Origin of the sequence: Marinimicrobium hydrolyticum (assembly GCF_030848505.1) — a bacterium.
Taxonomy (GTDB): Bacteria; Pseudomonadota; Gammaproteobacteria; order Pseudomonadales; family Cellvibrionaceae; genus JAVDDU01.
The window spans coordinates 592,589-611,803 of the sequence record NZ_JAVDDU010000001.1 but is presented as its reverse complement, the minus strand read 5'-3'; the positions used below and the strand labels follow the sequence as shown (position 1 = coordinate 611,803).

Annotated in this window: 17 protein-coding genes; 7 read left to right on the top strand and 10 right to left on the bottom strand. The window is 56.2% G+C overall.

Features of this window, described 5'->3' with window-relative positions; all coding sequences use genetic code 11:
* Nucleotides 1-2 precede the first annotated feature (2 nt).
* A complete protein-coding gene (locus RBH33_RS02715) occupies nucleotides 3-1,349 on the bottom strand; it encodes a Na(+)-translocating NADH-quinone reductase subunit A (RefSeq protein WP_306730582.1) in 1,347 nt (448 codons plus the stop codon).
* Nucleotides 1,350-2,157: 808 nt separating this feature from the next.
* On the opposite strand from RBH33_RS02715, the gene mfd reads away from it, so the two are divergent.
* Nucleotides 2,158-5,628, top strand: a complete 3,471-nt coding sequence (gene mfd / locus RBH33_RS02710; protein ID WP_306730581.1) for a transcription-repair coupling factor — start codon at nucleotides 2,158-2,160, stop codon at nucleotides 5,626-5,628.
* Nucleotides 5,625-6,527 (top strand): CsiV family protein, encoded by a 903-nt coding sequence (locus RBH33_RS02705; RefSeq protein WP_306730580.1) that lies wholly within the window; start codon nucleotides 5,625-5,627, stop codon nucleotides 6,525-6,527. The genes mfd and RBH33_RS02705 overlap by 4 nt, the downstream gene beginning before the upstream one ends.
* A gap of 122 nt (nucleotides 6,528-6,649) precedes the next feature.
* Here RBH33_RS02705 and RBH33_RS02700 read toward each other — a convergent pair whose 3' ends face one another.
* The 4 genes from RBH33_RS02700 to RBH33_RS02685 form a co-directional block, all read right to left on the bottom strand.
* On the bottom strand, nucleotides 6,650-6,910 hold the full coding sequence (locus tag RBH33_RS02700) for a cold-shock protein (RefSeq protein ID WP_306730579.1): 261 nt from the start codon (nucleotides 6,908-6,910) through the stop codon (nucleotides 6,650-6,652).
* A 214-nt stretch (nucleotides 6,911-7,124) separates the two neighbouring features.
* Nucleotides 7,125-7,901, bottom strand: a complete 777-nt coding sequence (locus RBH33_RS02695) for an S-methyl-5'-thioinosine phosphorylase (protein WP_306730578.1) — start codon at nucleotides 7,899-7,901, stop codon at nucleotides 7,125-7,127.
* Nucleotides 7,902-7,903: 2 nt separating this feature from the next.
* The gene (locus RBH33_RS02690; RefSeq protein ID WP_306730577.1) at nucleotides 7,904-8,461 is read right to left on the bottom strand and encodes a hypoxanthine-guanine phosphoribosyltransferase; all 558 of its coding nucleotides are present in this window, start codon (nucleotides 8,459-8,461) and stop codon (nucleotides 7,904-7,906) included.
* Nucleotides 8,454-9,590 carry a mechanosensitive ion channel family protein gene (locus RBH33_RS02685; RefSeq protein WP_306730576.1) on the bottom strand — a complete coding sequence of 379 codons (1,137 nt, stop codon included), beginning with the start codon at nucleotides 9,588-9,590 and terminating at the stop codon, nucleotides 8,454-8,456. The genes RBH33_RS02690 and RBH33_RS02685 overlap by 8 nt, the downstream gene beginning before the upstream one ends.
* A gap of 283 nt (nucleotides 9,591-9,873) precedes the next feature.
* Here RBH33_RS02685 and RBH33_RS02680 point away from each other — a divergent pair, with 283 nt between their 5' ends.
* The 3 genes from RBH33_RS02680 to RBH33_RS02670 all read left to right on the top strand — a co-directional run bounded on the left by RBH33_RS02680 (nucleotide 9,874) and on the right by RBH33_RS02670 (nucleotide 11,437).
* Entirely contained in the window at nucleotides 9,874-10,191 is a 318-nt protein-coding gene (locus RBH33_RS02680; RefSeq protein WP_306730575.1) for a DUF6763 family protein, read from the top strand.
* Between the two features lie 252 nt (nucleotides 10,192-10,443).
* Nucleotides 10,444-11,046 (top strand): transcriptional repressor LexA, encoded by a 603-nt coding sequence (gene lexA, locus RBH33_RS02675; RefSeq protein ID WP_306730574.1) that lies wholly within the window; start codon nucleotides 10,444-10,446, stop codon nucleotides 11,044-11,046.
* The gene (locus RBH33_RS02670) at nucleotides 11,039-11,437 is read left to right on the top strand and encodes a cell division inhibitor SulA (RefSeq protein WP_306730573.1); all 399 of its coding nucleotides are present in this window, start codon (nucleotides 11,039-11,041) and stop codon (nucleotides 11,435-11,437) included. Before lexA ends, RBH33_RS02670 begins: the two co-directional genes overlap by 8 nt.
* A 114-nt stretch (nucleotides 11,438-11,551) precedes the next feature.
* Here RBH33_RS02670 and RBH33_RS02665 read toward each other — a convergent pair whose 3' ends face one another.
* From RBH33_RS02665 to topA, 3 genes are all read right to left on the bottom strand, one after another.
* Entirely contained in the window at nucleotides 11,552-11,806 is a 255-nt protein-coding gene (locus RBH33_RS02665) for a hypothetical protein (RefSeq protein WP_306730572.1), read from the bottom strand.
* 84 nt (nucleotides 11,807-11,890) lie between these two features.
* Nucleotides 11,891-12,409, bottom strand: coding sequence for a DUF6586 family protein (locus RBH33_RS02660; RefSeq protein WP_306730571.1), 519 nt, complete (start codon nucleotides 12,407-12,409; stop codon nucleotides 11,891-11,893).
* 40 nt (nucleotides 12,410-12,449) lie between these two features.
* The gene (gene topA / locus RBH33_RS02655; RefSeq protein WP_306730570.1) at nucleotides 12,450-15,074 is read right to left on the bottom strand and encodes a type I DNA topoisomerase; all 2,625 of its coding nucleotides are present in this window, start codon (nucleotides 15,072-15,074) and stop codon (nucleotides 12,450-12,452) included.
* A gap of 399 nt (nucleotides 15,075-15,473) precedes the next feature.
* Here topA and RBH33_RS02650 point away from each other — a divergent pair, with 399 nt between their 5' ends.
* Nucleotides 15,474-16,172 carry a hypothetical protein gene (locus RBH33_RS02650; RefSeq protein ID WP_306730569.1) on the top strand — a complete coding sequence of 233 codons (699 nt, stop codon included), beginning with the start codon at nucleotides 15,474-15,476 and terminating at the stop codon, nucleotides 16,170-16,172.
* On the opposite strand, the gene RBH33_RS02645 is transcribed toward RBH33_RS02650, so the two are convergent.
* Entirely contained in the window at nucleotides 16,157-16,654 is a 498-nt protein-coding gene (locus RBH33_RS02645) for a hypothetical protein (RefSeq protein ID WP_306730568.1), read from the bottom strand. The genes RBH33_RS02650 and RBH33_RS02645 overlap by 16 nt on opposite strands.
* Nucleotides 16,655-16,790: 136 nt before the next feature.
* Here RBH33_RS02645 and RBH33_RS02640 point away from each other — a divergent pair, with 136 nt between their 5' ends.
* Nucleotides 16,791-17,243: a universal stress protein gene (locus RBH33_RS02640; RefSeq protein WP_306730567.1), complete on the top strand. Its 453-nt coding sequence runs from the start codon at nucleotides 16,791-16,793 to the stop codon at nucleotides 17,241-17,243.
* Here RBH33_RS02640 and RBH33_RS02635 read toward each other — a convergent pair.
* On the bottom strand, nucleotides 17,240-19,144 hold the full coding sequence (locus RBH33_RS02635; RefSeq protein WP_306730566.1) for an ATP-binding cassette domain-containing protein: 1,905 nt from the start codon (nucleotides 19,142-19,144) through the stop codon (nucleotides 17,240-17,242). The two genes, RBH33_RS02640 and RBH33_RS02635, sit on opposite strands and share 4 nt — an antisense overlap.
* Nucleotides 19,145-19,215: the final 71 nt, after the last annotated feature.

Sequence of the window (19,215 nt, the reverse complement as noted above, 5' to 3'; positions counted from 1 at the left end):
GCTTAACCCTCCTTCTCAATACGGGTGAGATTGTCACGGAGAATCGGGCCATACTCGTATTTGCCGGGGCAAACAAACGTGCACAGTGCCAAGTCCTCTTCGTCGAGTTCCAAACAACCAAGCTGTTGCGCAACCTCGGTATCGCCGACAATCAAAGAGCGCAGCAGTTGCGTAGGCAGAATGTCCAGGGGCATCACTTTTTCATAGCTACCCACGGGCACCATGGCCCTTTCGCTGCCGAAAGTAGTGGTGGTGAAACCGTACTTTTTGTTTTTAAACAGCTTGGAAATGTAAATACTCATGACAGAGAAGAAATTGAACCCAGCGCGCAAGTAATGGAACATGGGGCGTTCAGTGCCCTCTTCCAAAACACTGACTTGCTGGTGATAGCGGCCCAAGTAAGCCAGCGGGCCGTTCGCGGTACGGCCACCAAAGACGGAGCCGGAAATGAGGCGGTTGTCGGCAGGCTTCAGAGCGCCAGCGGTCAGTTCTTCAAGGTTGGCACCCAAACGTGTGCGCACCAAAGTAGGAGCTTCCACCTGCGGACCGGCCAAAGACACCACGCGGTCTGTGTAGAGTTCACCAGTAGTAAAGAGTTTCCCGTAAGCGATGACATCCTGATAACCAATAGTCCATACGGTTTTACTAACGCTTACTGGATCGAGGTGGTGAATATGTGTGCCAGCGTTACCGGCTGGATGCACACCACCGAACTCGTGCACGCTAACCTGATCGCTCTCCAGAGTTGGGATGTCGGCGCCAGCGGCTTTACACAGGTAAACTTTACCCTTAGTCAGGCGAGTCAGGACTTTCAAACCCTGAGTAAACGCTTTGGCTTGATCGGCGATGACCACGGCGGGGTCGGCAGCCAGAGGATTGGTATCCATGGCAGTGACGAAGATGGAATTCGGTGTGCTATCGAGCGCCGGTACCTTGCTGTACGGGCGAGTGCGCAGAGCGGTCCACAAACCAGACTCGTTGAGCAGATCACGGGCCGCGTCGGCGCTCACAGTGTTCAAGTCGACATCCGCGTACGATGCAAAGGTTTCCGCATCGTTGCTGCCGTCCACGTCGATCACAACCGACTGCAACACCCGGCGTTCGCCACGGTTAATGGCGGATACGGTACCTGCTGCGGGTGCGGTATAGCGAATACCCTCGGTCTTCTTATCTGTGAACAACAACTGCCCAAGCTTGACCTTATCCCCCACCTGTACGGCCATGGTTGGCTTCATTCCATGATAATCGAAGCCAATCACTGCCACAGAGCGGATTCTGGGACCCTTCTGGATGGTCTGCTCGGGAGCACCGGATATAGGTAAATCCAATCCCCGACGGATCTTTATCATACGTCTCTGCCTAATCACTCGTTGGATAGTCTTGAGCTCTAGCTGCCGCCAGAGCCAATTGAAGAGGAGTGCCGAACGGACACCCGGTTGCCTTAACGCTGCCCAGTAGCGGGATGAAAACTGGTCAGTACTGGAAAAGACAGAAGTGCCGCAAACGCTCTCCGTAGGGCGGGCTCAAAAACACCGGTTTCTCCGGGTGTTCCTTGCACTTACCCCGAAGCCCCAGATGCCACTACCGATGCAGTTAGCTGCACTTCGGTGCGCACACAGGTTGCCGCGCTCCGATTTGTAGTGAACAAGTTGCAGGCCAATCAGAAAATCGCCGCAATTATAAAGATCGCGGCCACTCCTGGCCAGTCCAAACGGCGGTTTTTTTAACAATTCGCTGTCGCGGCGGACGGAAAGGATGCCCTGCGTTTTGGGATCCACAGGATCCACAGAGGGTGCGGGTCTACAAGGAGCAACAGGGAGTACCTACAACGCCCCAAAAAATTCCTACCAAAGTAGAAAGAAATGGATCCCCGGCGTTTTGAGGCCCCTCCAAGACAGGAAGGCCGTCGAGGAGTGCACAAGAAGGCACTCTAAACACCCAAAAATGCAGTCGCAATCCACCAAGATGGAAGGAATGGATACCCTGCCTTGTGAGACCCTCGGAGGCAGGAAGCCGACGCGGAGCGTACATGGATGTATCCACAGCGTGTCTCACAAGGCAGGGTATCCATTCCAAACCATTCAGCTCCAACCCGCCGCCCACGGCTCACTCATAGTCGGTTACAATGAGCGCTTTTTTGCGCGATAGCGGAGAACCATGACTGCTCACCAGCCCACGCAACCGCCCGTCTCCACCCGCCCCGGCAACCGCCAGCATTGGGGACAACTGCACGGTGCCGCGCAAGCCCTGGCAATTGTCAGCGCAGCACGTGCCTATGATGGCCTGAGCCTGGTAATTACCCCAGATACCAGCGGCGCCCTGCGACTGGAGAGCGAACTGCGCTTTTTCTCCGCCGATGATCCGGGCCTGCCAGTGCTGCACCTGGCGGATTGGGAGACGCTCCCCTACGACAGTATCTCTCCCCACCAGGACATTATCTCCGAACGCCTCAACACCCTGTACCGGCTGCCCCGAACACAGCGAGGCATACTCGTCGTACCGGTAAACAGCATCCTGCAGCGACTCATGCCTCAGGACTATTTAATCGGCAACAGTTTAATGCTTTCTCCCGGCGAGCAATTGGACATGGAGGCCATGCGGCGCACGCTGGAGAAAGCTGGCTACCATTGCGTTAACACCGTCTATGAGCATGGCGAGTTCGCGGTGCGTGGCGCGCTAATGGACATTTTCCCCATGGGCAGCGCCCACCCCTATCGCATCGACCTTTTTGATGACGAAGTGGAAACCCTGCGCACCTTCGACCCGGAAACCCAGCTCACCCTGGAGCAAGTGGATTCCATCCAACTGCTGCCCGCCCGGGAATTTCCTCTGGACAAAGCCGGCATCAATCGCTTTCGCCAACACTGGCATGAGCAATTCGACGTCGACCACCGCGCCTGCCCTGTTTATCAGGACGTGTGCGCGGGCATTGCGCCGCCCGGAGTGGAGTACTACCTACCACTCTTCTTTGAAGCCACCAGTACGCTTTTTGACTATTTGCCCGAGCAAACCCAGGTGTATGCTCTTGGCGAGCTCAGTAATGCCGCGACTCACTTCTGGAATGAGTTGGAAAACCGCTACCAAAGCCGGCGCGTGGACCCGCAGAGGCCATTGCTCCCCCCCCGCTCCATCTATCTGACCCCTGACGACCTTTTTGCTCAGCTTAAAAGTCATTGCCGAACCTTTATTCAGTCGGAGCCTTTGGAGACCGGAGCGGGACGCCACAATTTCGCGACTGAGCCACCGCCACAACTGCCAGTGCGCGCGCAAGCGGAACATCCGCTAACAGCGCTGGAAAGCTTTCTTCTGGAGTTTGAGGGGCGCGTTCTGTTCTGCGCAGACTCCGCCGGCCGACGGGAAAGCCTGCTGGAGCTTTTGGGCCGCATCCGCGTCAACCCAACCCTGGTAGAGAACTGGCAAGACTTCGTAACCGGGTCGGACCGACTGGCACTGCTGATTGCCCCCCTAGAGCAGGGACTGATGCTGCCGGAAGCCGGGTTGGCACTGATATCGGAGTCACAGCTATTTGGGGAGCGAGTTCAGCAAAAACGCCGCCGCAAGGCGACCCAGGACACAGACCTGGTGGTCAAAAATCTGACCGAACTGAAACTCGGCGCACCTGTGGTCCATATAGACCACGGGGTAGGCCGCTACCGCGGCCTGGAAACCATCGATATCGATGGCGAAACCACAGAATTTTTGACTCTGGAATACGCCGAAGGGGCGAAACTTTACGTTCCCGTTACCAACCTGCATCTGATCAGCCGATACGGTGGTGCCGAGGAAGAGTTGGCACCGCTGCACCGCCTGGGCAGCGAACAATGGCAAAAAGCCAAGCGCAAAGCCGCTGAACAGATCCGAGACACGGCGGCGGAATTGCTGAACATCTACGCCCTGCGTGCCGCCCGCAAGGGCTTCGCCTTTGAGGATCCGAAAAGCGCCTACGACAGCTTTGCCGCCGGCTTCCCTTTTGAAGAAACACCCGATCAAGAGCGCACCATCGAAGCGGTACGCGCGGACATGCTGGCACCACAACCCATGGACCGTTTGGTGTGCGGAGACGTGGGTTTCGGCAAAACCGAAGTGGCCATGCGCGCAGCCTTTATCGCCAGCCACAGTGGTAAACAGGTGGCCGTACTGGCCCCCACCACCCTACTCGCCCAGCAACACTACGAATCCTTCAAGGATCGGTTTGCCGATTGGCCCATCACCATCGAAGTTCTGTCGCGCTTTCGTACCCCAAAAGAAGTTGAGGCTGTGCAGCAGCGCTTGGCGGAAGGCAAAGTGGATATCATTGTGGGCACCCACAAGCTGCTGAGCAAAGACATTAAGTACAAAAATCTCGGGCTGCTGGTGATTGACGAGGAACACCGCTTCGGGGTTAGGCAAAAAGAGCAGTTGAAGGCCTTGCGAGCCGAGATCGACATACTGACGCTGACCGCGACTCCCATCCCGCGGACTCTCAATTTGTCCATGGCGGGCATTCGCGATCTTTCGATCATTGCCACCCCGCCCGCCCGCCGCCTGTCCGTTAAAACGTTTGTGCGGCAATACGATCAGGCGGTAATAAAAGAAGCCATACTTCGGGAAATTCTGCGTGGCGGTCAGGTGTACTATCTGTACAACGAAGTCAAAAACATCGAGCGCGTGGCCCGGGAGCTCAGCGAGCTGGTGCCTGAAGCCCGAGTCGGGATTGGCCACGGGCAGATGCGTGAGCGGGACCTGGAGCGGGTCATGTCGGACTTCTACCACAAGCGCTTCAATATTATGGTGTGTACCACCATCATCGAAACCGGTATCGACATACCCAGCGCCAACACTATCGTCATTCATCGGGCGGATAAGTTCGGGCTGGCACAGCTGCACCAGCTGCGGGGTCGCGTGGGCCGCTCCCACCACCAAGCATACGCCTATCTACTGACGCCCGAACGCCGCGCCATGACCGGCGATGCCATTAAGCGCCTGGAAGCAATTGCTGCAGCTCACGACCTGGGTGCTGGTTTTACCCTGGCGACGCACGATATGGAAATTCGCGGTGCGGGGGAATTGCTGGGGGAAGAACAAAGCGGGCAAATGCATACCCTCGGTTTCTCTCTTTATATGGATATGCTCGACCGGGCCATCAAGGCCATTCGCCAGGGCAAGGAGCCGGACATCAACGCTCCCCTGGAAAGTGCGGTAGACATCAATCTGCGCATTCCGGCCCTGATTCCCAACGATTATTTGCCCGATGTGCACACCCGCCTGGTACTCTACAAACGGCTCGCCAACGCCGAATCCGACGAGGATTTGCGGGAGCTGCAAGTGGAAATGATCGATCGGTTCGGGCTATTGCCCGAACCGGCCAAAAATTTGTTCCGAGTCACTCGCCTCAAGCTCAAGGCTCAAGCCATCGGCGTAGACAAGCTGGAAGCCGGCAGCAACGCTGGCCGCATTGAATTTTCCGAGGGAACGCGGGTCGACCCTATGACAATAGTGAAACTGGTGCAAACTCACCCGCAGATTTATCAATTGGCAGGTGCGAATCAGCTAAAATTCAAGCAGGATATGGACGACACTGAAACTCGCCTGACAGCCGTTACCGACTTGCTGGACGTGCTTACACCAAAGGAAACCACCGCCCCATGATACAGTTTTGTTTCAATCGCCCAGCGCGGCGTGCACTGATCAGCCTGTTCGCCATGCTGCCGCTGCTGCTTTTCAGCCACATCGGTCACAGCAGCGAAGAAGCGCGCTGGTTTCAGATTGAAGTGATCGTGTTCGCCCGTGGCAGCGGCGACTCGGGAGAGGAAAACTGGCCACGCAACCTCACATTGAACTACCCGTTCAATTGGGTAGAGCTACGCGACCCGGAAGACCCTCAGCCGCCACAACGCGGCTCTTCACGCTGGGGCGACACCCGCTCAATCCGGGATCCTTTGACGGACAGCGTCACATTGCCTGACCTGCAACGCGACCCTTATTACCAGCTGCCCAGCGCTGAGCGCCAGTTAAACCGCCATGCCAACGCCCTGCGCCGCCAAGGGGGACATCGAGTATTATTTCACGAGGCTTGGCGTCAGCCGTTTACGGCCAACCGGGAGACTCCCGCCTTAATCATTGCCGGTGGCGATATCTACGGGAGTCATTACGAGCTGGAAGGCAGCATTCGACTGACCTTGTCGCGTTATCTGCACTTGAACACGAACCTGTGGCTGACGCGCTTTGAACCCAATACCGGGCAGGCGCCGGGCAGCTGGCCGCAGCTACCCAATCGACCCGGTCAGCGGGTGGCCGAGGTGCCATCCGTAGTCAATTCCGGACTCGCCTCTCCCTTTAACACGCGAGACAACAATGCCTGGGGCCTAGCGCTGCTCAATGACGCCAGCTTGCCAGAGTTTTTGCGAGAACCCTACTTGCCCACTCGCATCGTAACCATGGATCAACAACGGCGTATGCGCAGTGAAGAGTTGCATTACCTGGATCACCCTTTAATGGGACTGCTGATCCGGATAACGCCCTATGATCGACCCGAAGCGGCCCGCTAAGCAGTCGGCCGCCTTGAAGGGATGCAGAGATTTTGCCGCTTGCGCTGCTGTACGGCTATTGAAAACATCGTGCCAGGCATGAGTTACACAGAGCCAAGCGGCCGTCGTTTTTTGACCAGCGGTTAGTGCGCTACGGCTTCCGGTTCTTCGTTTGCAGTCATCACGGCTTCATTTAAAGACACTACGTCTTCTGCCTGCAAACCTTTTTCACCTTCGAGGATTCCAAACTCCACACTCTGCCCTTCACTCAGGGAGCGGAAGCCTTCGCCGCGAATGTTACGGTAATGAACAAACACATCGGCACTGCCCTCACCACGAGTGATGAAGCCGTAGCCACGAGCGTTGTTAAACCATTTAACGGTACCTGACTGGCGCTCAGACATACTGATATACCCCATTATTCTTATTGAACGTTCTACTGTGAACCCACTGTATCGTCAGTGACAAGCTGGCTCAATTCTCACTGGGTCTGGCAAAGCTCCCCCAAGAAGCCCGTTTCAAAAACCCCATCAGTTGGAGCTTTTACGCCAGACGCGCTGCTGTTTTAAGACATATAAGCCCCAATGTCCAGCCTGACTTGCTGTTTTTGCGACACTCTTAGCCGTTTTCGTTATAGCGCAAGGGCATATTACGCAGCGCGGCCACCAAAACGTCTCGGACTGTTTCCATCCCGGCCTCCAACGTTTGGTAGATTTGCGGTAGATTTAGGGGCTCAGCCTCTAAACCTGCGGCCCAATTTACGCACAAGCACACGGAGGCGTATTCCATAGCCAGCTCCCGGGCCAAAGCCGCTTCCGGCATTCCCGTCATGCCCACCATATCCACACCATCTCGCACCAGCCGACGCACCTCTGCGGCGGTTTCCAGACGCGGGCCTTGGGTGCAAGCGTAAACTCCCATCGGGTTATGAGCCACGCCCATTTTCTCCAGCGTCTGAAGCAGGTGCGATCGCAATGATGGGCTGTAAGGGTGGGTGAAATCGATGTGCTGCAATATGCCGTTGTCGCGTAGGTTGAAGGTGTGCTTCCGACCCCAGGTGTAGTCGATCAATTGATCCGGCACGGCGATTTTTCCGGGATTCAGTGTAGGCGCCAAACCACCGACCGCATTGACCGCCAAAACCTGTTTAACGCCCAACTGGGACAGAGCCCAAAGATTAGCCCGGTAGTTGATTTCGTGAGGCGCTAAGCGATGATCACGCCCGTGACGCGGCAAAAACGCGACGTTTTGCCCGGCGAGCCGCACCAGAAGAATGTCGTCCGAGGTCTCTCCGTAAGGGGTCGCGTCAGAGTGTCGAGACACGACCTCCACCTCTGGCAGCTGCTCCAGGCCGGAACCTCCGATTACCGCACAAGTCACGCCAGCTGCTTGCACACTCAACCTCCCGGCGGCAGAGCGTAAATACCAGACAGATTACGCCACAAGCCTCGGTAATCCATGCCGAACCCAAACACATACTCATCCGGCACTCGCAGGGCCACAAAATCGGCCTCCACCACTGGCGCCGAAGGCAATGTTTTACGTGCTAACACAGCGGTTTTTACCTCGGCGGCGCCCGCTCGCTGACAGTAATCAACAATCGCGGCCAGAGTTATACCCCGATCCAGAATATCATCCACAATCAGCACCTGACGACCATCAAGCGCCTCTTGGGGATGGCGTCGCCATTCCAAGGAGCCTCCTGCCTCCCCCTGGTTATACCGGGTGGCGTGGACGTAATCCAATTGCAGTGGAAACTGAAGCTGGGGCAGCAGCTGCCCCAGGGTCACCAGGGCACCGTTCATCACCCCAAGCACCAGTACCGGCTCTGTCGCAGAGAAACTGGCGTTAATCTTTCCCGCCATGCGCTGCAAAGCCTCGTGCACTTCGGCTTCACTGAACAGGCAGCGTACGCCTTTAGCCAGCAAGGGCATCATCCACTGGGCACTATCCACGGGGGAAGTCCTTGCCTTCGTGAGACACTGCCGGCGCAGACGCCTCCCGAGCCAGAGTAATGGGATCAGCCAGGTGCAAAGTGGAAGTGGGGAATGCGACGCTGGCTCCGTGCCCTTGAATGATAGCCATGATACGCAGCAGGACATCCTGCTTGATCTCATGGTAGTCAACCCAGTCTCGGGTCTTGGTAAAGGTGTACACGAAGAAATCCAGTGAGCTGGTGTTGAACGTCACAAAGTTCACGATCAAGACCCGCTCTTCGGTTTCTATGTCCGGATGCTCCAGCAACATGGCCTTGACGTCGGCTACGATCGGCGCCATTTTGTCCGCGTCGGCATAGCGGATACCTATGGTTTCATAAATACGACGATGCTCCATACGCGACGGGTTCTCTACCGCTACCTGCGTAAATATGGAGTTGGGCACGTAGAGCGGCCGACGGTCAAACGTGCGGATTCGGGTCAAACGCCAGCCGATGTCTTCCACGGTGCCTTCGATTTCCCGGTCTGGCGAGCGGATCCACTCTCCCACGGCAAACGGTCGATCCATGTAGATCATCAGCCCACCAAAAAAGTTAGCGAGCAAGTCTCGTGCGGCAAACCCTACCGCCAGCCCCCCTACCCCGCCAAAGGCCAGCACACCCGCAACGCTATAACCCAGTGTTTGCAATAGCACCAGTCCAGCGGTAATGACCACGGCGATACGGAGTAGCTTGCCGACGGCCAGCACCGTTGTCGGGTCTGAGGGTTCACCTCGATGGGGCGCTAAAAACTCCTGCTCCCCCAAACCCACGAGGCGTACCAAAAACCAGGCCACCAGGACAAACACACCCACTTGGCGAACCAGGTGAACCGCTTCCAGGAGCTCCAACTGAGCACCCCGGTGCGTGAGGTAACTTGCCCAACTCAGGCCCACGAGCCAGATCAGCCATTTGAGTGGCGGTTGTAAAGCTTTAAGCACCAACGCAAACCAAAGACCATTAGTGTCTTCTGCTTTTCGCGCGATGCGAACCACCACCTTGGAGGCCACAATAGCGGCCACGAGAGTAAAGCACACCACTCCGAACGCGTGCACTATCCACAGCATGTCTCTATCCGCGAGATCCAGTAGCCATTCCCATAAAGCCATTAGTGTATTTCCACTTGCGAAAGCCCTGACTGCATTTTTGCCAAGCCGCACTTAGACCGATATTTTATTTGGCCGGCCAGGGCTAGATTTATTCGTGCTGTCAGGAGTATACAGTTCACCAAACAAAAACCAAAACCTACTGAAAAATTAAACAATTAGGAGCATTACTGAATAAAATTCTCGAATGTAGTGACCCCCGCCCTGGCAACGGGCAGCAATATTCGGCAAGGAAAAGCCGTGCTAAGGTACCGAAAACTCACCAGCACGACGCAGGAGTACAGTTATGGTGCTTCACTATCCAATCATTGGTGCCTGGTACAAGGATCGGGAGGAACAGCAGACCTTTGAAGTAGTCGCCATCGACGAACAACGGGGTACCGTCGAAATTCAATACCTTGATGGTGCCATTGGCGAATTCGATCTAGACGCCTGGCACCGCTTGCCCTTGCTGGCGGCATCACCCCCTGAAGACGCCGACGCTGCGTTTAGTTTGAGCCGGGAAGATCGCTGGCTAGGCGATCAGGGCGCCTCTTTCAGCCCTTGGGACGACCCTCTCGATCATATAGAGCCGGAACTGTTTCCGGGCACTGACGACGACTGACCCCATCCTGCCCGCTATCGCGACCGTTTGATCGCCATGAGTGGCCTATCCAAAAAAGGCCTTTTCGAATACGAGCGATAGATCCACGGAAGGGTAACTTTCAAGCGGCCAGCCGCATAGCCCGTCACGGAGCGGGAAGTGCCTTCCCCCCTCCACCAAACTCGCGTTCTAAAAATTCCTGTTGCACACCGCCCAATACTGTATATAATCCCACTAACTGTACAAAAACACAGAAAATACTTGGGGGACGCCATGTACAACCTCACCAGTCGACAGGAACAGGTCTTACAGCTAATCAGAACCTATGCTGAAGAAACCGGCTACCCGCCCACTCGGGCCGAAATTGCCCGTATCCTGGGCTACAAATCGGCCAATGCGGCGGAGGAGCACATTAAGGCCTTGGCACGTAAAGGCGCCATTGAGGTTATCCCGGGAGCTTCTCGCGGTATAAGGCTCCCAGACACCCAACAGGGGATCCCCCTGGTGGGCCGAGTTGCCGCCGGCAACCCCATTCTCGCCCAGGAACACATCGAAGATTACTGCGATGTGCCTCCCAGCTTCTTCAATCCCCGCGCCGACTTTTTACTTCGCGTGAACGGTATGAGCATGAAGGATGCCGGCATTCTCGACGGAGATCTGTTAGCCGTGCATCGTACCGAGCAGGCCCGCAATGGACAGATCGTAGTGGCGCGCATTGGCGAGGAAGTCACGGTAAAGCGCTTTAAGCGGATTGGCAACCGGGCGCAGGTCGAACTGTGGCCGGAAAACCCGGATTTTGATGTGATTGAAGTAGACCTCAGGGACCAGGAGTTTTCCATCGAGGGGCTGAGCGTGGGAGTGATTCGTCGTGATTAATGCAAGCTTGCATGGCGCACCCCAGCCGCTCGCCAAAGGCGGTATCACCGAGCTGGTTCTGACTCAGAACGCACCGGACCAAACCCAACTCCTACTGCCTATGGTGGCGCACCTGAGCCGGAGCTGCCAAGACCGGTGGCTGACCTGGATCAGCCCCGGCCCAGTTGATCGCGGCTTGCTGGAGCGCTATGGCGTCGACACCACTCGCATCCGCTTAATTCACATTAATGACCAGCACGATGCTCGCTGGATCGTCTGGGAGGCACTGGCCAAGGGCAACAGTCATACGGTCATTGCCGCTCCTGGCAAGCTGACAAAGCGGGAAATGCACTTATTGGAGGGAGCTGCTCAGCGCGGAGAGTGCCAGGGATTGATGCTGAGAATGCGCTAGCGACCAATCCCGTACAACTTACAACCCGCCAACTCAAAAAGGTGGGAAAGTAACTTATCTGGCTTCGGGAGTAGGTTCGGCTACGAGGGCAGGTGCAAGCACCCGTGCTGAATATCAGTGATAAACGGGCGTTTCGTTGTCTTTAAATTCACCCATAAAGTCTTCCATACCTTCATCGGCCAAATCACTGGCCGCTTCCATACCCGCTTCGATCATCGCTTTGGCAACGTCAAACTTTCCCTGCTGCATGTACGAAAGGGATTCAGTGGAAAAGCGGATGCTGACCAGAGGTTCACCTTGCTCATCGGCGCGCTGCAACACCACGTCGCCATTGGCCAACTCAACAATTTCGTAAAGGGGTGATGACATAAAAACTCCGCACACCAGGCTGAATCGCCAGGCACCAATGTGGGGCTGATTGTACCATGCCAAGGGGAAATGCGCGACTGGACACTACCACTCGGTGGTGCTTTCCCTCTGCCTAACGATCAACTCATTAAGCGCTCGGTAGGCCGTCTGCAAGCGCTCGGCAGTGACCGGTAAGGGCGCGGCCACCGCTTCCAGGTCAACAGCCTGAATGCGGGCTGCATCCTGATGCGCGGTCGGTTTCTCGGGAAACTGCCAGCAGGCGGCATAGCTGGCATGTAGTTGAGTCAGCCAGCTGGCCGGCTGGCGACGCAGCTCTTGAAGCTCACGTACTTCGGCCGGGGACTTGCCTTGAGCCATTAGGGCTTTGTGCAAATCGCTTTCATTATGAATGCCAGCAACCTGGGTCAGCGCATAATTTTCACCCAATTCGCGCAGATAATGGCTGTAGGCACACATCAGGTGGAACGCGCCAGCATCCAGAAGAGCCTGGCGTTGCAGTCGTTCGCTCGCGCTTCCTTCCGGCAGCCCGTCCAGCTGCGCCAAGACGGCGCGCGCATACGCCAGCTTTTGGTTGACCATGCCCAGGCTGGTCGCACTCATCATCCCCACTCCCGTTTAAACGAGCCTGGCGTCAGCTGCCAGGCTATTTCTCATTGGTCACCCACTTGCCGTTTTTGTAGAACGCTTTCCAGCCAGTGGCTTTGCCATCGACTTCTGACTGCACGTATTGCTCTTTGGTTTTACGGCTAAAACGCACTAGGGTCTTATTCCCATCTGGGTCTTTAGTGGGAGCGGAAAACAAAAAGCGATACTTGGGATCGATCTCATCTTTATGCGGCAGAAGCTCTTCAACCAGCGGTGCACGCGTCTCCCGGTTTTTGGGAAACTGGCTTGCGGCGAGAAACAGTCCCGAAGCGCCATCGCGCAACACATAGTGGTCGTCCACTTTGACGCAGCTAAGCTCAGGCATGGGCACTGGGTCCATTTTCGGTGGTGCTGCTTCGCCGCTCTTGAGTAACTTGCGGGTATTTTTACACTCGCTGTTGGTGCAACCGAAGTACTTGCCAAAACGGCCAGTTTTAAGCTGCATCTCACTGCCGCACTTGTCGCACTCCAGGGTGGGCCCTTCGTAACCTTTTAATTTAAAGGTGCCCTCCTCCACTTCATAACCGGGACAATCGGGATTGTTGCCGCAAATATGGAGCTTGCGCTTTTCGTCCAGGAGATAACTGTCCATGGCCGTATTGCACAGCTTGCAACGACGTTTGGTACGCAGCAAGCGAGACTCGGCTTCTTCGTCCGCATCAGCATCCACCGCTTCATCGCCGGAGACGAGATTCATGGTATTTTTACAGCGCTCCTTGGGCGGAAGCGCATAGCCGGAGCAACCCAAAAACACACCTGTACTGCCGGTTCGAATCTGCATGGGCCGGCCGCACTTATCGCAGGCAATGTCCGTATCCGTGGGACTGTTACTGCGCATACCGTTTTCTGTGCTTTGCGCCTGCTGCAATTTTTTAGAGAAGTTCGCGTAAAAGTTATCCAGCACTTGCCGCCAGTTGCGCTGCCCTTGGGCAACCTCATCCAGTGATTCTTCCATGTTGGCGGTGAAGCCGTAGTCCATGAGGTCATCAAAGCTCTCCACCAGCCGCTCGGTGACGATATCCCCCATCTTTTCTGCATAGAAACGGCGGTTTTCCAGATGCACGTAGCCGCGATCTTGAATGGTCGAAATAATGGATGCGTAGGTAGAAGGACGGCCTATGCCGCGTTTTTCCAGCTCTTTCACCAAACTCGCTTCACTGTAACGCGCAGGTGGCTTGGTAAAATGTTGGTTCGGGTCAAGTTTGGTCAGCGGCAGGTCTTGCCCGACTTTCAGATCGGGAAGCACCACATCCTCGTCCTTCTTGGCCACGGGCGGCAGGACTTTCAAAAAGCCGTCAAACCGGATAACTCGGCCGCGAGTGCGCAGTTCGTACTCACCGGCTTTGACCACGATTGAGGTACTGGTAAATTCGGCAGGGCTCATTTGACAGGCCACAAACTGCTGCCAAATTAAATTGTACAGCCGCTCGGCATCACGCTCCATGCCGCTCAACTGGTTGGGACGAATACCGACACTGGAAGGACGGATCGCTTCGTGCGCCTCTTGCGCGCCCTCCTTGCTTGAATAGGTTACGGGGTTTTCAGGCAGGTAGGGCTTGCCATACTCATCGAGAATAAATTCCCGGCAGTTTTCCACCGCCTCTTTACTGAGATTGGTGGAGTCGGTACGCATGTAGGTGATGTAGCCCGCTTCGTATAAGCGCTGCGCCATCATCATGGTTTTCTTCACCCCGAACCCGAGCCGGGTACTGGCGGCCTGCTGCAAAGTCGAGGTAATAAAGGGCGCAGGCGGTTTGGAACGGGTGGGCTTATCTTCCCGATCGACTACCTCATAATGACTTTCTTTTAAGTCCGCAACGGCCGCCATGGCCTGGCTTTCGTTGATGGGTTTAAATGCTTCGCCGCGATGCTTTTTAACTTCAAAGCGCACGTCTTTATTATCGTTTGCGCGCAGCTCGGCAAACAGGCTCCAGTACTCCTCTGGGACGAACGCGCGGATTTCCCGCTCGCGCTCCACCACCAACCTAACCGCTACTGACTGAACCCGGCCAGCGGACAACCCACGGGCCACTTTCTCCCACAACAGGGGCGACACCATGTAACCAACAACTCGGTCGAGGAAACGCCGTGCCTGCTGCGCCTGAACCCGGTCTTCATCAATACGGCCTGGGGTTTTAAACGCGTTTTGGATCGCACTTTTGGTGATCTCGTTGAACACCACCCGGCGGTACTGATCTTCATTGCCGCCGATCGCCTGCTGAAGATGCCAGGCAATGGCCTCCCCCTCGCGGTCCAAATCCGTCGCCAGATAAATGGTGTCAGCGCGAGCGGCAAGCTTCCTGAGTTCATCGACTACTTTTTCCTTGCCTGGGAGGATTTCGTAGTGCGCCTCCCAACCGTGTTCAGGGTCAATGCCCATACGGTTAATCAACTGCTGTTTTTGCTTCTTCGCTTTGTAGGCGGCCTTTTCCTTCGGTGCCATTTTTCGGGTTTGGGCGGCTTGGCGCGCACGCTCTTTGGGGTCCACCGGCTTGGAGCCACCACTGGTTGGGAGGTCGCGAATATGACCAATACTGGACTTGACCACGAAGTCGCTGCCCAAGTACTTGTTGATCGTCTTCGCTTTGGCGGGCGACTCGACTATAACTAAGGATTTCCCCATAGCGCTCTTCTTATATTCCCGTAACAGTGAATTGGGCCGACCGAACACCCCCGTCAATGGGCGAGCTGGTGCCTACGGAGTGAGCTAATCTGTAATAAAACAGGCTCAGAGGTGCGCATATATAAGACCTGATTCCCTCAGGGTCAAGTCAGTAACCGCCAGCCGATAGGTCGCAGGGATAGATTTCAGCGTCTCACGGAGGTTTTGCAACGACTCTAACCAAGCTGGGCCCGCACCTTTCATACGAGTTGTATCTTATTGATATTAAATGGTTTTTTACGCTAACAAGAACCTGGTTTGCGGAGTCCTGGCGCGGATCTGAAATTCTCGCTAGGATTTTTCCACTGATGGCGTCAAAATCTGCTTTAACCCTGACCTTTTTGGGACCGGATCCGACTCATGCTTTCGATCACACTGCTGTTGGTAGTGATTCTTTTGGCGCTCATAGGGGCCCACCTGGCTGACCGTTGGCAGAAGCGTCAACGACGCAGCCAGCTGCGGCGTAAGCGTCTGCGCATTCAGCTGCAGGATCTGGAAGAGATACTGATCTGCCTGGAAGACACTCTTCCAGAGCGGGACGTCGCGCGCCGCGTGAACCAGGAGGTAATGACCCTATTGGAGGAGATCCGCCTTTACGAGCGCAACAGCCCGGAGCCTTGGGAGGCGCGCCTGCGTCAAGCACAAGCGCGAGAGGCCGAGTGGGACACACCGCAAGCATTGAATCGCCTTCGGGAAAGTGACAGCCAGATTGCCCGCGCTCAACAGGGCTTACAGAAAGCCGGGGAGCTGCTACGCCGCCAGCATACGCGGGGCCAGCTTGAGCGCGAAGCACTGGACCTCTATCTGAAACAACTGTCCTGGGCGCAACTGATGATCAGTGTGATTTCCTTTGTCGCCCAAGGCCACAAAGCCATTCGGCGCGGCGATTACTCAGTTGGGCAGTCCTTTTATAAGAAAGCGCAAAGCCTCCTGGTCGGGCATGCTCACCCGGACCCGCAACGGAGCCAGATGATCCAGGAGCTCAGCCAAATCATCCTGGGTGAACGTAAGGCACTAAGCCCAGAGCTGATGCCTGAAATCGGCTACAACCCAGCGTGAGCCTTACTCAGAGCCGTCAGCATCTCGCACAGCTGCTCCAGCTCCCCCGCTTCGCGACTTTCGGTCCAATAGCAGTACCAGCCATCCGAGTCTGCACCTATTCCCAGCACCGAGGTGGGCAGCTCTGGAACACATTGCTCCAGACAGTCCATTTCCGCCGGATCTGGGCGGCCGCTATCCTGCCAGGCCCAGCGCTGCAGAAAGTGTTGCTCGTGGTCGTAGGCGGCTCGCACCAGCAGCCAACGTCGTTCCGGTACGCGGGTATGATGTTTGGGCAAGCGGTAAATGGCCATCTGCTCAGGTGCATCAAGGTCCGTGGCCTGCCTGGGTAGCGCACCTATGGACACCTTGATGCCCCGCTTCATGGCTCGGTTGCGCAGGTCAGCCTGGCGACGCTCAGCGCGACTTGGCTGCAACATCATGACGGGACCAAAGGCCATTGCAATGACCCCAATTAGCGTCGCCAAAATCCAAATATTCATAGTGTCTCGACTGCAGGAAGCTGATCAGCAGATACCCCCACGGCGCGTGAATATCCGAGGTAACATCGTGCTAGTATAATCACGTGGTTTCTTTGGTTACCTGTCTTTTTAGGTTCGACACACGGGAGTGAAAACGATGCCCTGTTACAAACACATTATCGCCGGTTTAGACCTCTCCGACGAATCCTCCCAAGTGCTGGAACGAGCCGGGGATTTGGCGCGGGCCTGTGGCGCCACACTCAGTGTTGCGCACGTGATAGAGCCGCTGACCTTCGCCTACGGCGGGGACATGCCGGTCGACCTCTCGGAAGTCCAGGAACAGCTTCAACTCAAAGCCGAACAGGAATTGAGACGCTTGTGCCAACTGGTCAAACACCCCGTGCAACAAGAACACGTACTGGTGGGTCAGGCGGCCACCGAACTGCACTACCTGGCCGCTCAGGAGAACGCTGACTTAATCATTGTGGGCAGCCACGGGCGGAAAGGCTTTGCACTGTTACTGGGCTCCACCTCCAACAGTGTGCTGCACGGCGCTGGTTGTGATGTGTTGGCGGTGTTGGTCAGACAGCCCACCACTCCAGATAACTAAGCGTCGTCCTGCTGCAAATCTTCCAGCTCTGCCCAGCGCTCGAAACAGAGCTCCAACTCATGTTCCAGTTGCGCCAACTGTTTCATATGAGCGTCGATATCCTCCGCTGAACCTGAGTAAAAATCCGGTTCAGCGACTTCCTTTTGCAGTGTACTGAGCTGCTCTTCCAATGCCTCGATGCGTCCGGGTAGCTCCTCAAACTCGCGCTGCAGCTTATAGCTTAATTTCTTAGCCTTGGGCCGCTTCGGCGCGCTGGATGGGGCCACTGGCGTGGGTGTCTCATCCTTCGCGCCCTCTTCAGGCCCCTCTTCCGTCCAGCGGCCGCCTTGACGCAGCCAGTCGTCATAGCCGCCCACATACTCGAGTACCTGTGCGCGCCCTTCAAAGGCGATAACGCTGGTAACGATATTGTTGAGAAACGCTCGGTCGTGGCTCACCAACAACACGGTGCCGTCGTAGTCCATCAAAATATCTTCCAGCAACTCCAGGGTTTCCACGTCCAAATCGTTGGTAGGTTCGTCCAACACCAACAAGTTGGCCGGCTTGCTGAACAGCTTCGCTAGCAAAACCCGATTGCGCTCACCCCCGGACATCGCCCGCAAGGGTGTGCGCGCGCGCTCGCCGGTGAACAAAAAATCCCCCAAGTACGAAATAATGTGTCGGGACTGGCCATTGAGCTCAATGTATTCACGCCCCTCCGCGATGTTATCCACCGCGCTTTTATCCAGATCCACCTGATCACGCAGCTGGTCAAAATAGGCCACGGCCAGATTGGTCCCCAGACGGACACTGCCCTCCTGCGGCTCCAGCTCGCCCAAAATAAGCTTCAACAGGGTGCTCTTGCCCGCCCCGTTTGCGCCCACCAGGCCGATACGGTCGCCGCGCATAATGACAGTGGAGAAGTCACGCACAATCTGCTTATCGGCAAACCCGTAGCTGACATGCTTGAGCTCCGCCACCAATTTCCCGGAATTCTCCCCAGAGCTGATGGAAAATTTTGCGCTGCCGATTAATTCCCGCCGCTGAGTGCGTGTTTCCCGCAACGCTTTCAAAGCGCGTACACGCCCTTCATTACGAGTCCGGCGCGCCTTAATTCCTTGGCGAATCCAGGTTTCTTCCCGGGCCAGTTTCTTGTCAAACAGGGCGTTGTGGCGCGCCTCCTCGGCTAACGCTTGCTCTCGGTACACCAGATAACGCTGGTAGTCTCCTGCCCAGGTACGCAGGTGGCCCCGGTCCAACTCAGCGATGTGGGTGGCTAAATTTTGCAGCAGAGAGCGATCGTGCGTGATAAACACCAGAGCACCGGTGTAGTTCAGCAGCTGGTTCTCCAACCACTCGATGGCGGCAATATCCAGGTGGTTGGTGGGCTCATCCAGCAACAGTAAGTCGGGCTCCAGCACCAGCGCTTTGGCCAGAGCCACCCGCCGACGCCAACCACCGGAGAGTTCACGCATGTAGCGGTCCCCTGGCAGGTCGAGGCGCGTCAACACAGTATCCACTTGCTGCTGAAGCTGCCAACCATCGCGGGCTTCGATTTGCTGTTGCAGCTCAGCCATCCGGGTCAGGCTGTTCTCGTCGCCACGCATCGCCAAAGCGTGATATTCACTCAACAAGGCGCCCATGCCTTCCAGGCCATCGGCGACCACATCAAACACGAGCCGATCATCCGCTTCGGGAAGATCCTGCTCCAGACGCGCCATGCGGATACCCGGATCGCGGCTGACGGTGCCGCTGTCCAAATCAACCTCACCCGCCAGAACTTTCAACAGGGTGGATTTACCCGTGCCGTTGCGCCCGATCAGGCACAACCGCTGACCGCGCTCTATACTGAGGTCTACGCCATCGAGCAGAACTTGTAATCCGTAGCTCAAGGTAGCTTTTTCGATATTAATCAGGGGCATAGGGGCTACTTTTAAAAATAGAATTAGCTTAGGAGGGGCTGGCGGCTTAACGCGGAGGCTGCTATGCTCAT